The following is a 15,377-nucleotide window of genomic DNA, read 5'->3' as shown; positions in this document are numbered from 1 at the left end:
CATCATATTAGATGTTATTTATAATTATCAATATTTCTCAAATGATACTGATTTTTATTTTAATATTGCAAATCATTATGGATATTGTATGAAATTTTACACAAAAAAACCACTTGCCATTATCGTTGGTGGCTTATTATTGACTGCTTGTGCTAGCGGAAAAGGCAGCTTTGACCTAGATAATGTCAGTAGTTTAAACACGCAAGGAGCCAGCCAGAACACTGGCAACTCCAATACTCCCAAAGAACCGACTTATCAAGATGAAAAAGGTGAAAGACGCACATTGGATATAAGTAGTGAGGAGCCAGCACTCGGCTTTATCAGCGAAATACCCAGACGAGGCAACAGAACAGATGGTGTTCAAATCGGTGAAGTCCAAGCCATCAATCATACGCTTGAGGATTTGCCCAAATATTATGAAGACATCTTAAACAAGCAACCTAGGGCAAGTGGTGAGGTTGTCTATTCTCATGACAAAGGGACATTATCACGCACTCGTGATATGCAATATGTACGCTCAGGTTATATCATTGATGCTGAGGCGGGGGTGAGCTTTGTAACAGAAGCAGATGGCAAGCGTCAGATGTATTCGGGCTCTCGTGGTTATGTATTTTATCAAGGCGTCATACCATCCACCATCTTACCAACCCAAAAGGTCATCTATACTGGCACATGGGACTTTACTTCAGATACTGATAAAACTCGCACCCAGCCCCCAAGTGGCTTTACACGGGATAATCAGTCATCACCTGCCAATATGTCAGGTGCAACACCGCTTGATGCTTATGTCAATAACAACATCAAAAATGCCAAGATTGCTCATGGAAGTCGCTTTGAGGTAGACTTTACAAATAAGACGCTCACAGGCGATTTATACAGTCATGGCTATGTCGCTACCGAAAGCAAAGCAGGAGAGCAGGTAGATGCCCACCGCTATCATATAGACGGCAAATTAAGTGGCAATCGTTTTGTGGGCACTGCCATTGCTCAAGATAAAACTCATGGTATTTTTGGTAAAGATGGTGTGATGGAGGGTGGATTTTTTGGAGAAAAAGCCGAAGAAATGGCAGGTAAATTTTTGGCAGAGGATAAGTCGCTGTTTGGGGTGTTTGGGGCAAAGCGTGAAGCGTTGGACGATGCCAAACTACAAACCCGATTTGATGCGACAGTGATTGACAGCGACACTGTACAAAAATCCAGGATGGATACTTTTGGTCAAGTCAGTCATCTTGTGATTAACGGCAAGCGTCTGCCACTCTTACCAGATAATGTTAAGAGCTTTGCTGACATGGATTTTGTTCATACAAGGCAAGTGGAGCATGACGGCAAAAAGCTGTCAGTAACGGTCTGCTGTAATAACCTAGACTATGTCAAATTCGGTTCTTATGGTGCAATCAATGATGATAATGGTGTCATCACCATTAAAGATGGCAAGCTATTTTTGGTGGGTGAGCGTACTGATATTGACAAAATTCCCCAAGCAGGAAAAGCACACTATCGGGGTACTTGGGAGGGCGATATCGTCAGTAAAGATGGTCGCAAATGGTCGGTGTCTGCTTCAGGTGAGCCATTGGGTGCTCGTAGCCGATTTGATGTAGATTTTGGCACAAAGGAATTTTTGGGTAAACTTATCGGCGATAATGGTGTGGAGGAATTGCCAATCCTAAACTTAAACGGGGTCATTAATGCTAATGGATTTAGTGGTAAAGCCACAACTCGTGAGGGTGGCTTTAATCTTGACCCAAGTAGTACGGGTGCCTCTGCCATTGCCCATATCAATGCTAATTTTTATGGAGGGTTTTATGGTGCTGATGCCAGCGAGCTTGGCGGAGTTATACACCATGATAAGGCAGGCGAGGATAAAATCGGTGTAGTCTTTGGGGCTAAGCGCCAAACCCAAACACCCTAATCTAAGATGATTTGTTTAGCCCAAATCAAGCAAAAAGACAGATAAGACAAATCCCAAATTTTAAGCAAAAAGTCGCCATCTGGGTGTCTTAGGGTGGCTTTTTGTCAAGTTTATGGAAAAATCACGATGAATCATAATGAGTTAAAAGTAAGATACCGCCTGCTATTTTTAGCGGTCAGTATGGCGATGTGTGGTACGCCCGCCTTTGCTGATGAAAACGATGACCCAAGTGTTGAGCTTGAGGCACTAAATGCGGTAATTAAGCGTCAAGCAACCCGTAAAACCAACGAAATTACAGGGCTTGGCAAAGTCGTCAAGCGCACTGAAGACATCAATAGAGAGATGGTTCTTGGCATTCGTGATTTGACACGCTATGACCCAGGTATCAGCGTGGTTGAGCAAGGGCGAGGAGCAACCTCAGGTTATGCCATGCGTGGCGTGGATAAAAATCGTGTTGCCATCGTGGTTGATGGTTTGTCTCAAGCCCAATCCTATCGCTCAATCCAAACACAGGCTGGCTCTGGGGCAATCAATGAGGTGGAATACGAGAACATCAAAAGTATTGAGCTTAGCAAAGGCTCAAGCTCAGCAGAGTATGGCAGTGGTGCATTGGGCGGTGCAGTGGGGCTGACCACCAAAGATTCATCTGATGTCATCAAGGAAGGTCAGAGTTGGGGATTGGACACTAAAACTGCCTACAGCAGTAAAAACGACCAATGGATACAGTCAGTGGCTGGGGCATTTAAGATGGGCAAATTTGATAACCTGCTTATCTATACCCACAAAGAGGGTAAAGAGATCAAAAGTCATAAAGCCATTGATGAGTATTTACACAGCTATCAGCCACTAGAAGGCTACTTTGATCGTTATGACTTGCGTAAGCCTGACACTTATGGCAGAAGTTATTATTTAGTCAAAGATGATTGTCCAACACTGGACTGCACACCTTTGCCATTTGCTAGTATTAACAGCGATGTCTTGCCCATTCGTACCTCGCCTGCCTTAAGCAGTAAAGAGCGGGAACAGGCAGACAAAATCCGCTATCCAACACGCACCGCCAGCACCAAAGACTATACAGGCATCGACAGAGTGCACGCCAATCCGATGGATTATAAAAGCCAATCCATTTTCTATAAGGCAGGTTATGATGTGAGTGATATCCATCGTTTGGGCATGGTCATAGAGCATACCAAACAGCACTATAATATTCAGGACATGACCCTACCTGCTTATTACACCAAAGCAGACATCCCTAAAGGCGTAGATTTAACTCAAGGCAGTATCAATGCTGAGACGGGTCTTGCGGTGGGCAATTCTGGTATCGTTGATGTGGCGGACAATCCACTGTCAGGACTTGTATTTAATAAAGGAGAAAGTGGTAGATATGGTGCTAGATACAGTCGCACTCGATTTTTTGATGAAGAACACCAAAAAAAGCGCTTTGGTGTGTCGTATGAATTTAAGAGTCCCTCTCAAACAGGACTGATTGATAAAGCATTGCTTAGTCTAGACCATCAAACCATCGGCGTGGATAGCACGGTGTATTTACAGCGTTGCAGTGATTATCCCAATATGAGTCGCTGTCAGGCAAGTGTGGATAAGCCATGGTCATGGTCTGGACGTGAATTTAATCAATACGAAGAAAAACTCAAATTAGCTCAGCTTAATTTACAAAAGAACTTTGAACTTGGCAAATCCAAACATCGCTTTCAGACACTGATTGGGATAGGCGATGTCAAATCCACACTAGAGCGTGGTGCTCTAGCATACAGCTATGCATCTGGCGGTTATAATAATGAATATAAGCAGGGTCATAATGGCAGTTATGACAAACCTCGCATTTATAAACGAGTGCCTGTAACCTTACAATCAGCCATTACTTGCAACAACGAAAGTACTGACAATAATAACTGTGAACCAAGAATCATCACAGGCAAGCACAGTTTTATGGCACTAAGAGACCACATTGCACTGGGTGATAAGGTGGATTTGGGGCTTGGGGTGCGTTATGATAATCACCGCTTTAGTACTGATGATGACTGGACGGCGGTGGATAATTATAAAAATTGGTCATACAATGCAGGGCTTACAGTACACCCCAAAGACTATTTGGCACTGTCTTATCGTTATTCTAACGGCTTTAGAGTGCCTGCCTTTTATGAGATGTATGGCATTCGGGTGGGTGCATCAGGCAAAGATAATGACATTGCTGACAAAGATTATAAAAATCGCATCGCCCCACGTCCAGAAAAATCCACCAACCATGAGTTTGGTGTTGGCTTACAAGGGCGATTTGGTACGATTGAGACGAGCTATTTTCGCAATCACTACAAAGACCTTATCGCCAAAGGCAACAGACGAGGTCAGTACACCTTGAGCGATTATTATAATATCCAAAACATCACTTTAGAGGGCATCAATGTTTTGGGTAAAATAGACTGGTATGGAGTCTATGACAAACTGCCAGACGGTCTGTATTCTAATCTGGCGTATAATCGTGTCAAGGTCAAAGACCGACATATCTACGATGGCTATACCATGACCACTGACCCGATTTTAGATGCCATTCAGCCATCTCGTGTGGTCGCAGGTATCGGCTATGATGCACCCAGTGGCAAATGGGGATTTAATCACAGCTTGACCTATTCTAAAGCCAAAAATCCTGATGAATTAACCGGCAGTGCCTACTATGGTCATGAGATTGCCATCGCTGTACCCAGTAAGCGTAGTCGCAGTTGGTACATACACGATTTAACTGGCTATTATATGCCTCATGACAACATCACACTAAGAGCAGGCGTGTATAATCTGATGAACTATAAATACAGTACTTGGGAGAGTGTGCGTCAATCATCCATCAATGCTGTCAATCAAGATGTCGGTACAAGTCATGCTCGCTACGCTGCCCCAGGGCGAAATTATACGCTGGCGTTGGAGATGAAGTTTTAGGTGTCGTTAGAATGTAGGCTTAATCCATCACATGATTGGGTTGAGCCTTATTTTTTGGCGATTTGACAGAGTTATGAGAAATTACCATGTATCAATGTATTATAAAAAATATGTCCGTGTCGCTGCTCATTGGTGCTGTGCTTTTGCCATTCATGCAGGCTCATGCCAATCGGATCGATGAACAAAGCTAAGATGACAGACGATTGTAATCTGTTGATCAGCCTTTTAAAATCCCTGAGCCTACCAAAACGCAATTACCCATCGATATCAAGCAGACAGAGACAATGACGGTGGATGATGAGATGCTGTTGGCACAGCCAGAGCTGTTAGCAAGGGCAATGTTATCGGCATTGGTGTATCATCAGAGTGATGGTGTAGAGATCTTATTGCCCATTTATGAGGCACAGCCACAAGCATTGATAGAGACACCGATGGTTACTTGGGCGAAAGCGACCATTGCCACGAAGCATCAAGATCACCGCACCGCTATTACCTTATATCAAAATCTGGTTAAAGATTATCCAGATAATCAGCTGTTTAAAGCACACCTAGCCCAAAGCCTAATTGCCCATCGTCAATACAAGGAGGCATACACCATCATTGCAGCTGATCCTGTATTGGCTGAGCAGATGGCTCCTTATGCCAAAGCGATTGATAAGCTGACCAAGACGAATATTCATATTGGCGGTAGTGCTATTGTCGATAAAAATACCAACAAGCCAGCCCCAAGCAACACTTGCCCCTGTTGTTATCGCTGTCCAAGCGTTGCCTGCCCAGGCAGTAATGCCCGTCCAAAGATTACCAAACCAAGCGGTAAAGTCGCTCCAAATACCAACCAGCCATTGCCAAGCGGCTGTTGCACCATTTATGATACCTGTCCAAACACCACTTACCCAAGCTGTGATACCATTCCACAAGCTGCTAAACCAAGTGGTAAAGCCATTCCAAATACCGACAAGCCATTGCCAAGCAGCACTTGCCGCCTGTGTGATGCTCGTCCAGAATGCCACAAGCATTGGCTTAATAGTATCCCAATTCTTGTAAATCAGATACGCCACACCAGCGATTGCCATCGCTACCAAAAGAATGGGGTTAGCCATCATCATGCGACCTACTATTAAAGCCACTCGTCCAATCATCATAAAGGCTTGACCGACTTTTATGCCTACACTGACAAGCGATGAACCAAATAGCCTTGCAAAAGTCATGATTTTGCCCAGTACAGACACAAAGCCAGTCGCCCCTGAACGAATCAATTTAAACCCACCTGTAAACAGACTAATGGCAGGGCGAATTGATGAGCAGACAACCCAAACAATCTCAAAGCGGAGACAGCTCCTACCCATCTGGAAAAGACGAATGGACGCATTAACCAGCCTAAAAGCACCTATAAAACGAGCTACTACCCCATACCCAGATAAAAGACCACCAAATAACAGATTAAAACCAAATCGAACCGCCAATGAGCCTGCTTTAAAGGCAAAAAGAGCAGCCACCACCTTAAATAGCGTGGCAACAAGTTCAGGATTGGCTTTAGCAAAGTCGATAACTGTTTCAATAGCAGGCTTTAAATCATCAATCAATCCATTTAACGCAGGCAACACCACTGAGCCAATGGTAATCCCCAGAGCGGTCATATGACCTTTGAGCGTCTGCAAATTATTAGCAGTGGTTTGGGCTCGTGCTTCGTATTCTTTATTCATCGAGCCTGCGTATTGCATACTGTCGCTAACTTTGCCTAGATTGCCTTTGAGTGTATCAAGTTGCGATAGCAAAGGGGCGATAGCCAGTAAAGACTCACTACCAAATAACGACTCAAGGACTTGCCCCTGTTTATGCTTTTCAAGTTTTGAGATAGATTCCAATACTTTGAGCGTTGTCTCCTCAGCATTGGTCTGCATATCTTTGGCGATTTACTCATGGTCAAGACCAAGTTTTTTCCATGCCTCCTTTTGTCCTTTGGTTGTATTCTCACCCTTACTAAGTGCCAAAAACATATTTTTGATGCCAGTAGCAGCAACTTCATCAGCCACCCCCATGCCACGAATGGTTGCACCAACAGCGGCAATCGCCCCTGCTGATGAACCAACAACCTCGCCAAACGCCCCCACTCGCTGAACGATTTCCATAATGCTTTTGGCAGCAGCAGGGGTGGTATTGCCAAGATAATTGATTTTGTCAGCAAGGGTTTCCACACCTTTTTGGTCTAACTGGAAAGCGGAGCGAAGTTCCGCCATTGATTGACCTGCTTGCTGGGCGGAAATGTCAAACGCCACGCCCATTTTGACTGCACTGTCAGCAAATTGCATTAACTGCTCTTTGGCAATGCCTGATTGACCACCCAATGCCACAATGTTGGCAATGTCGGTGGCAGACATTGGGCGAATGGTAGATAGGTGTAGAATTTCGTCAGACAGTTCTTGAAATTGCTTTTTGGCAATGATAGGGTGTATTTTTAAATTCATCATTAAAAAGGTGTGAATATGTTGATAATAAAAACAAGCACGCAAACACCAGTCCCACCGCCTAGATATAGCCAGCAACAAAGATAAGCACCAGCACCGACCGAACCGACCGCCCCAGCACCGAACAGCAGGCGTGAACCGTGCGACCGTGCTGGCTGGTATGTGATGGGGTAGGTTTAAAGTGAAAAGCCCTTACCTTTAAAGACCGCCACCCTAATACTTTTTCCGTGTGGGCAAAATTCCATAGGGGGTATATCCACCACCAACACCAGTCGGGGGGTGTGCAAAAAATGCCAAACACCCACCAGCGGACACCACGCCCCTATTCGTGTATAAAAAAATTCTGTTTTGAAAAAAACTTCCGAAAAGACGGAGAAAGTGGGGGCTGTAACAAAGTTACATAAAATTACATAAAACCGCCCCTATTTTCGCCAATTTTCGCACGCCTGCATGATGTGGTAAAAATGGGGTAAAAATGGCAAAAACAGGGGGTTACTTTGAAAAAAACTGGTATATTTACTGGTATAACTGAAATTTAATATAAAATAATTATTTAAATATCAATAACTTATGTTTTTTGTGTGATGCCCGCTAGGTGCGCCATTTATTATTATAAAGTCAGTTGTATCTGCTTTATTAATAAAAAAATCACCCAACGATGAACCGCACCCCAAAAGTTAGACACTCTAACCTTTGGGGTGCTTTTCTATGGCAAAATACACAACCAACTTTAAGTTGTCTGCAATAGCATATTATCAGGGCAGACACAGCTACAAACAAACTGATAAACAGTTTAACCTACCCACAGACAGCATTGTTAAACAATGGGTCAAACTCTACCAAGCACATGGCATTGATGGTATTAAAAGACGCAATACCAAAGCTGTCTATGATACAGATTTTAAACACAACGCTGTTTTAGAAATGATGGCTGGTAAACCCTCTCATCAATTGGCAATAGAGCTTAACATTAGCAATCACGCACTTTTACTCAATTGGTTTTAGTCTTATCAGTCCTTTGGTATAATGGGGAATGCCCCAAAACCCAAAGGCAGAAAAATAATGTCTAATTCAAGCCACAGCACCAACAAAAACCAAGTAAGCAAACCAAAATCCCATTGGCAAACCAAACCAGACAATGAAAAAAGCGTTGATGACTTATTAGCTGAACTGGCTTACCTTAGAGCAAAAAACGACTACCTAACAAAGCTAGATGCCTTAATTCGTCAGAAACAACAAACAAAGAACAAATAACCATCGTGCAAGAATTAAGGCATAAGCATGCCCTAAACACCTTACTTGGTATTGCTAACTTGCCAAGAAGTGTGTTTTATTACCACATTCATCAAAACAAAAAGCCTGACAAAGATTTATCCTTAAAAGAGTACATCAAGCACATCTACGATACCCATAAAGGCAGATATGGCTATCGTAGGATTTATGCAGAACTGAACAACCAACTTGCCAGTCAAGGTATTGTCATCAACCACAAAAAGGTACAACGCTTAATGCAAGTCATGGGTTTAAAAGCTAAAATCAGACAAAAAAGACACAAACCTTATTCATCTTATCAAGGTGAACAACAAGACAAGATAAAAGACAATGTGCTACAAAGAGACTTTCAAGCCACAAAGCCTAATCAAAAGTGGGCAACCGACATCACAGAGTTGAAGGTTGAAGTTGCATCAAGCAGAGGTGATGATAATGCCAATAGCAGTGGTAAAAGTAACAACAAAACTTACCACAAACTCTACCTATCCCCCGTTATAGACTTGTTTAATGGGGAGATCATCAGCTACACCATCAAAGAACGACCCACTTATGAGTTGGTACAAGAGATGATAAGTAACGCACTTTGTAGGCTTGGTAAAGATGATAAACTTATTATCCATTCTGATAGAGGTTGGCATTATCAGATGTTTGATTATCAACAAACCTTAAAGAACAATGGTATCATCCAAAGTATGTCAAGAAAAGGCAACTGTCTTGATAATGCAGTGATAGAAAGTTTTTTTTGGCACACTAAAACAGGAAGTCTTTTATGAACAAACTAAGTTTACAAGTCTTGATGAACTTAAAATCACCATTGATGAGTACATACACCACTACAATCATGATAGAATAAAGAGCAAGCTAAAAGGACTAAGTCCTGTAAAGTACAAAAACTTAGTCCTTAGCGAAACCACTTAGTTTTATCAACCTAGCCTTTAATCCTGTGTTTAAGATTTGGGGGTTGGTTCAAAAATGGGGTGTTTTTTTGTTGGGTTAGTTTTGGCGATAGTTTGGTGCTTCTTTGGTAATCTGCACATCATGGACATGAGATTCTTTCATGCCTGCTGATGTTACCTTTACAAAAGTCGTATTCTTACGCATCTCTTTAATAGTGCGACAGCCTGTATATCCCATTGATGATCTCAAACCGCCAGTCAGCTGATTGATGATGCCTGTTACAGGACCTTTATAAGGCACACGACCCTCAATCCCCTCTGGAACAAGTTTATCCACACCTTCTTTGGCATCTTGGAAGTAGCGGTCAGATGAGCCATTTTGCCCACTCATTGCCCCTAGCGAACCCATGCCACGATATGCTTTGTAGTAGCGACCTTGGAATAATTCTACCTCACCTGGAGCTTCTTCTGTACCCGCCAAAAGACTGCCCACCATGATGCACGACGCCCCTGCAGCTATCGCTTTTGCCATATCGCCAGAGAAGCGGATACCACCATCAGCGATGAGCGGAATGCGATCTTGCAGTGCTGTTGCAACATTATCAATGGCACTAATCTGTGGCACGCCAATACCTGCAATGATACGAGTGGTACAGATAGAACCTGGACCAATCCCAACTTTAACAGCATTTGCCCCCGCATCCATGAGTGCCAATGCCGCATCACCTGTGGCAATATTGCCACCGATTACCTGAATATTTGGATAATTCTTTTTAATCCACGCCACACGATCAATTACGCCTTTTGAATGCCCATGTGCAGTATCTACGATAATCGCATCGACATTTGCCGCAACCAGTGCTTCAACACGAGCTTCTGTATCCAAACCTGTGCCGACAGCCGCACCCACACGCAGACGACCTTTTTCGTCTTTGCAGGCATTTGGGTTATTTTCAGCTTTAGTAAAGTCATTGACTGTAATCAAGCCTTTTAGTCTAAAATCATCATCAATCACCACCACTTTTTCAATGCGGTGCTCATGTAGCAGTGCCTTAATAGTCTCTTGTGGCGTACCCTCTTTGACCGTAACCAACTTTTCTTTTGGAGTCATGACATTCGCCACAGGCTGTGCCAAATTGGTCTCAAAGCGTAAATCACGATGAGTAACGATACCTACAACCTTATCTGTGCCACGCTCAACCACAGGAACGCCACTGATTTTATGCTCACGAGTAATACGAAGTAGCTCACCTACGGTTACCTCCGGATAAACCGTTACAGGATCAGCAACCGTACCTGCCTCAAATTTTTTGACATGGCGAACACGACTGGCTTGATGCTCAATGCTCATGTTCTTATGTATGATACCTAGTCCACCAAGCTGTGCCATTGCAATCGCCATCTTAGATTCTGTTACAGTATCCATGGCAGCAGAGATGATTGGCAGATTAAGGTTGATATCGGTGGTTAAGCGAGTGGTTAGGGTGGTTTCTTTAGGTAGGACTTCTGAATAGGAAGGCAATAGTAGCACATCATCAAAAGTGAGTGCATCGTAGGCAATGCGTAGCATAGGTTATTTCCTTTAGAGCTTACCTGCTTGTAATGACAGAAGAACTAAACAGTCATCAAAAGGCAGGTTATGCAGGTTGTAAAATAACGATGTATTCTATCAAAAATTACGACAACAAAGCAAATGATTTTTGATATTTTTAACATATATCCAACACTTCTTTAGCAAAAATCCCTAACATACCACTGGTATTTATAGAAAAATTTTGGCATAATTAATAAATTTTAACTAAAATACACACCGCATTACTATTAATTTTTATGAATCAATAGCCATAAAGATTATTAAGTAATCCCAGCCAATCACCGATAATCCCTGAAACTTTTTACCACAACCTTAATGGAAAATAACACAATGATAAAGCTGCGTACCATCATCACCACATCATCTTTATCTTTGGCACTTGTTTTGAGTGCATGTAGCGAAAATTCTAACGCTCAGGTCTCAACAACAAGCACCAGTCAATCAGCCAATAAACAGACCACACCGCAAGGCAACTCCAATGACCCATTGGTGTCGGCGTTGCAAGCAAATTTAAAAAAATCAGGCGTTGAGCTGACCGTAAAGTCTGCCACACCCACTTCAATGGACGGTATCTATTGGGTAAGTTTTGATGAAGCACCGCCCATGTTTTCAGATGCCAAAGGCGAACATCTAATCCAAGGGCAAATTGCCAATATTGGTGGCGAAAGACCAGTTGACATTACTGCCGCCCTTCAGTCCACACTCACCAAAGAAAAACTCACCAAAGTAGATCCGACTGAGATGATCACCTTCCCTGCCACAAATGAGACCAAAGCGGCCATTTATGTTTTTTTTGATCCAACTTGCCATTATTGTCAAAAGCTACACAGCGAAATTGATGACATTAACGCCCAAGGTATCGAGGTGCGTTATTTGGCTTGGCCTAGAAACGATAGATTTATCGAACTCACCGAGGCCATCTGGTGTAGTAGCAATCGTCAAGACGCTTTAACACGAGCTAAAGAAGGCGAAAATATCACCGCACCCGCCTGCGACAACCCTGTCAGAAGTCATATAGAGCTTGGTCATCAAATCGGTGTCAGCGGTACGCCTGCCGTCTTTACCGAATCAGGGCGACAAATTGGTGGTTATTTACCCGCTAAAGAGCTTGCCAAACTTGCGATTGAATATAAAGATTGATGGTGAAATACTTAGTGATTTAGGAGACTTGCTAAAACACAAGAGAACACAAAACAGAAGATAAAAAATTTTGTGAAGCATCTAGCAAGTTTGTCAAAGTTATGATAAGTTAAGCACCCATCTTTTATTAAAATAGACAGAATCTGAGAGCGTCTTGTGAACAAAACCATTAATCTTGCCGTATTAGGCTTAGGTACTGTCGGTACTGGCGTGGTCAATCTACTAAAAGACAATACCGATGAGTTGGCTCGTCGCAGTGGTCATGTCATCAATATCACCCATGTTGGCACACGCCGCCACCGTGATGATATTGACCCTAGCATTCAACAGAATGCTGACCTGATGACCATTGCCCAAGCTGATGATGTGGACATCGTCATTGAGGTCATCGGTGGTACTGATATCGCCAAAGATGTCATCATGCACGCCATTCGCCATAAAAAACATGTTGTTACCGCCAATAAGGCTCTACTGGCAAAATATGGCAACGAAATTTTTGCACTTGCTGATGAATATGGCGTACAAGTGCGTTATGAAGCAGCGGTAGCAGGTGGCATTCCGATCATCAAAATCATTCGTGAAGCCCTAGCCGCCAACAAAATAGACTGGTTGGCTGGTATCATCAATGGTACAGGCAACTTCATCATGACTGAAATGCAGACCAAGAATCGCAAATTTGGTGATGTGCTTGCCGAAGCTCAAGTGCTAGGCTATGCTGAAGCTGACCCTACTTTTGATGTTGAAGGCATTGATGCTGCCCACAAACTATCACTACTAGCATCTATTGCCTTTGGTATTCCCATTCAGTTTGACAAAGTATATTGCGAAGGCATCACCAAAGTCAGCCTACAAGATGTGGTCTATGCCAAAGAACTGGGCTACAACATTAAACATCTAGGCTTTGCCATTCGCCGTGAAAATGGCTTTGAACTGCGTGTTCACCCAACGCTAATCCCAAACACCACCCTACTTGCCAATGTGCATGGCGTAAAAAATGCGGTGATGGTTGATGCCCATCCACTGGGTCAATCGCTGTACTATGGCGATGGTGCTGGTGCTGGTGCAACCGCATCGGCAGTCATGGCAGATGTGATGGATTTGATTTATGTCATCACTGCCGCCACACCAAGCGATGTTCCCCATCTTGCGTTCGTGCCAGAAGAGCTATCAGATACTCGCATTTTATCTAGTGATGAGATGACCTGCGGTTATTATCTGCGACTGACTGTCAAAGATGAACTGGGTGTACTGGCTGACACCACTCGCATTCTAAGTGATAACGGCATTAATATTGACGCCATCTTGCAAAGAGATGCCCATAAATCAGGACTTGTGCCAATCATTATCTTGACACTACCCGTCCTAGAAAAACAAATGAATCAAGCCATTAAACAAATAGAAAAACTATCTGCCGTTACCGAACCTGTCGTTCGTATTCGCCTAGAAAGTTTAGATGAGTGATTATTGGCAAGTTATTCATGACCATCAAATGCGGTCTTGTACCATCGCATTTAAAAAAATCTGAAACAAAACTTGAAATAGAAAAAGAGCATCAATGAGTGGTGCTCTTTTTCTATTTAAAAACCAACCGATGTGGGCTTAGCTACATCAATATCCGTCAAGCTCGTCTCCAAGTCGTCCCTGCACGGCCATCTTCAAGCTCCACGCCCTGCTCTTTTAATTGTTGGCGAATCTGGTCAGCACGAGCAAAATCCTTGCTTGCCTTCGCTTCTGCTCGCTGCTTGATGAGTGCTTCAATCACATCAGCAGACAATCCATCATCATCTACACTGGCTTGCAAAAACTTGCTGGCAGACGCAGTCAATAACCCAAGATTGCTCGCTAAGGTTTTTAATAGCAAGCCATATTGTAAGGCACTTTGTTCATCACCTGCTTTCATCGCCTTGTTAATCTCGCCTGCCACCAAGAACAGCACGCTCACTGCTTTTGGTGTATTAAAATCATCATTCATCGCCAAGATAAAATCCTTGACAAAACCTTTAGCAAAATCCTGCAAAACGATGGCATCATCAACCACAACCTTACCTACACTCTCGGCTGATTTTAGAGCATGATATAAACGACTGATGGCGGTATGACTCTCATTTAAAGCAACATCAGAGAAGTTCACCTGACTACGATAGTGGCTCGATAGGATAAAAAATCTGATGGTCTCGCCATGAAACTTAGCAAGCACCTCTTTGATGGTTGAAAAATTCCCCAAAGACTTACTCATCTTTTCGCCATCAACATTGATAAACCCTACATGTAGCCAATGGTTGGCATAGGTCTTGCCTGTACAGGCTTCAGATTGAGCAATCTCATTTTCATGATGCGGAAACTGCAAATCATGCCCGCCACCATGAATATCAAAAGTCTCTCCCAAGCAAGCCCCACTCATCGCCGAGCATTCAATATGCCAACCCGGACGACCATCACCCCACGGGCTTGCCCATGCTGGCTCGCCTAATTTGGCTTTTTTCCACAGTACAAAATCAAATGGATTGCTCTTGTCGCTTGCCACCTCAACACGGCTACCTGCTTGCATATCGTCAAGATTTCGCTTAGAGAGCTTGCCATATTCTTTAAAGCTATCCACCGCATAATACACATCTCCGCCTTTGGTGTAGGCGTGATTTTTATCCATCAGCGTACCAATAATATGTTGCATCTCGCCGATATGCTCGGTCGCTTTTGGCTCAATGCTTGGACGCAGACAGCCTAAAGCGTCAGCGTCTGCATGCATGGCAGTGATAAATCTTGTGGTAAGCTCGGCAATCGTCTCGCCATTTTCATTGGCACGATTGATGATTTTGTCATCAATATCGGTAATATTACGCACATAACAAACATCATAACCTAATGCCAATAGATGACGATAAATCACATCAAACGCCACCATCACACGAGCATGTCCAATATGGCAATAATCATATACCGTCATGCCACAAACATACATATCCACCTTGCCTGCTTGTAACGGCACAAAAGGCTGTTTGTTTGCACTCATGGTGTTATAGATGACTAGGTCGTGCTGATGACTGGTGAACATACTCATGGCTTATCCGTATTATGACTGACTAAACGCATTATCATACCTAAAATTCCACAAAAATGCCATCGTTTCGCCATAAATCTCTTAAGAGAATCAC

At 43.2% G+C, this 15,377-nt stretch carries 9 protein-coding genes and 3 pseudogenes; 9 read left to right on the top strand and 3 right to left on the bottom strand.

All coding sequences use genetic code 11. The features are described from left to right. Positions 1 to 88 precede the first annotated feature (88 nt). The 3 genes from L3D27_RS02805 to L3D27_RS02795 all read left to right on the top strand — a co-directional run bounded on the left by L3D27_RS02805 (position 89) and on the right by L3D27_RS02795 (position 5,979). Entirely contained in the window at positions 89 to 1,909 is a 1,821-nt protein-coding gene (locus L3D27_RS02805) for a transferrin-binding protein-like solute binding protein (RefSeq protein WP_432481485.1), read from the top strand. Between the two features lie 126 nt (positions 1,910 to 2,035). Then, positions 2,036 to 4,858 carry a lactoferrin/transferrin family TonB-dependent receptor gene (locus L3D27_RS02800; protein ID WP_432481484.1) on the top strand — a complete coding sequence of 941 codons (2,823 nt, stop codon included), beginning with the start codon at positions 2,036 to 2,038 and terminating at the stop codon, positions 4,856 to 4,858. Positions 4,859 to 5,142: 284 nt separating this feature from the next. Continuing rightward, positions 5,143 to 5,979 (top strand): tetratricopeptide repeat protein, encoded by an 837-nt coding sequence (locus L3D27_RS02795; RefSeq protein WP_432481860.1) that lies wholly within the window; start codon positions 5,143 to 5,145, stop codon positions 5,977 to 5,979. A 366-nt stretch (positions 5,980 to 6,345) separates the two neighbouring features. On the opposite strand, the pseudogene L3D27_RS02790 reads toward L3D27_RS02795, so the two are convergent. Next, a pseudogene (locus tag L3D27_RS02790) lies at positions 6,346 to 7,323 on the bottom strand (phage tail tape measure protein); the annotation flags it as partial. 708 nt (positions 7,324 to 8,031) lie between these two features. On the opposite strand from L3D27_RS02790, the gene L3D27_RS02785 reads away from it, so the two are divergent. The 4 genes and pseudogenes from L3D27_RS02785 to L3D27_RS02770 form a co-directional block, all read left to right on the top strand. Then, on the top strand, positions 8,032 to 8,328 hold the full coding sequence (locus tag L3D27_RS02785; protein ID WP_432481168.1) for a helix-turn-helix domain-containing protein: 297 nt from the start codon (positions 8,032 to 8,034) through the stop codon (positions 8,326 to 8,328). 57 nt (positions 8,329 to 8,385) lie between these two features. Next, the gene (locus L3D27_RS02780; protein ID WP_432481169.1) at positions 8,386 to 8,577 is read left to right on the top strand and encodes a hypothetical protein; all 192 of its coding nucleotides are present in this window, start codon (positions 8,386 to 8,388) and stop codon (positions 8,575 to 8,577) included. Between the two features lie 5 nt (positions 8,578 to 8,582). Beyond that, a pseudogene (locus L3D27_RS02775) lies at positions 8,583 to 8,861 on the top strand (IS3 family transposase); the annotation flags it as partial. 108 nt (positions 8,862 to 8,969) lie between these two features. Next, positions 8,970 to 9,513: pseudogene (locus L3D27_RS02770) on the top strand (IS3 family transposase); the annotation flags it as partial. Positions 9,514 to 9,588: 75 nt separating this feature from the next. On the opposite strand, the gene guaB reads toward L3D27_RS02770, so the two are convergent. Further along, positions 9,589 to 11,061: an IMP dehydrogenase gene (gene guaB / locus L3D27_RS02765; RefSeq protein WP_432481483.1), complete on the bottom strand. Its 1,473-nt coding sequence runs from the start codon at positions 11,059 to 11,061 to the stop codon at positions 9,589 to 9,591. A 354-nt stretch (positions 11,062 to 11,415) separates the two neighbouring features. Here guaB and L3D27_RS02760 point away from each other — a divergent pair, with 354 nt between their 5' ends. Both L3D27_RS02760 and L3D27_RS02755 read left to right on the top strand, forming a co-directional pair. Beyond that, complete coding sequence (locus tag L3D27_RS02760; RefSeq protein ID WP_432481482.1) at positions 11,416 to 12,225, top strand: DsbC family protein; 810 nt, start codon at positions 11,416 to 11,418, stop codon at positions 12,223 to 12,225. A gap of 156 nt (positions 12,226 to 12,381) precedes the next feature. Next, positions 12,382 to 13,686: a homoserine dehydrogenase gene (locus L3D27_RS02755; protein ID WP_432481481.1), complete on the top strand. Its 1,305-nt coding sequence runs from the start codon at positions 12,382 to 12,384 to the stop codon at positions 13,684 to 13,686. 157 nt (positions 13,687 to 13,843) lie between these two features. Here the strand turns inward: L3D27_RS02755 and cysS are convergent, their stop codons facing one another. After that, the gene (cysS, locus tag L3D27_RS02750) at positions 13,844 to 15,277 is read right to left on the bottom strand and encodes a cysteine--tRNA ligase (protein WP_432481859.1); all 1,434 of its coding nucleotides are present in this window, start codon (positions 15,275 to 15,277) and stop codon (positions 13,844 to 13,846) included. Positions 15,278 to 15,377: the final 100 nt, after the last annotated feature.

The sequence above is a fragment of the Moraxella sp. ZY200743 genome (genome assembly GCF_050885545.1).
Taxonomy (GTDB): Bacteria; Pseudomonadota; Gammaproteobacteria; order Pseudomonadales; family Moraxellaceae; genus Moraxella; species Moraxella haemolytica.
Note: the sequence above shows the minus strand (reverse complement) of the source record. Positions and strands in the feature narration are given on the sequence as shown.

Coding starts and splice junctions, on each gene's coding strand:
- L3D27_RS02785 (WP_432481168.1), top strand. CDS start 8,032: ATGGCAAAATACACAACCAACTTTAAGTTGTCTGCAATAGCATATTAT.
- L3D27_RS02805 (WP_432481485.1), top strand. CDS start 89: ATGAAATTTTACACAAAAAAACCACTTGCCATTATCGTTGGTGGCTTA.
- cysS (WP_432481859.1), bottom strand. CDS start 15,277: ATGTTCACCAGTCATCAGCACGACCTAGTCATCTATAACACCATGAGT.
- L3D27_RS02780 (WP_432481169.1), top strand. CDS start 8,386: ATGTCTAATTCAAGCCACAGCACCAACAAAAACCAAGTAAGCAAACCA.
- guaB (WP_432481483.1), bottom strand. CDS start 11,061: ATGCTACGCATTGCCTACGATGCACTCACTTTTGATGATGTGCTACTA.
- L3D27_RS02800 (WP_432481484.1), top strand. CDS start 2,036: ATGAATCATAATGAGTTAAAAGTAAGATACCGCCTGCTATTTTTAGCG.
- L3D27_RS02795 (WP_432481860.1), top strand. CDS start 5,143: ATGACGGTGGATGATGAGATGCTGTTGGCACAGCCAGAGCTGTTAGCA.
- L3D27_RS02760 (WP_432481482.1), top strand. CDS start 11,416: ATGATAAAGCTGCGTACCATCATCACCACATCATCTTTATCTTTGGCA.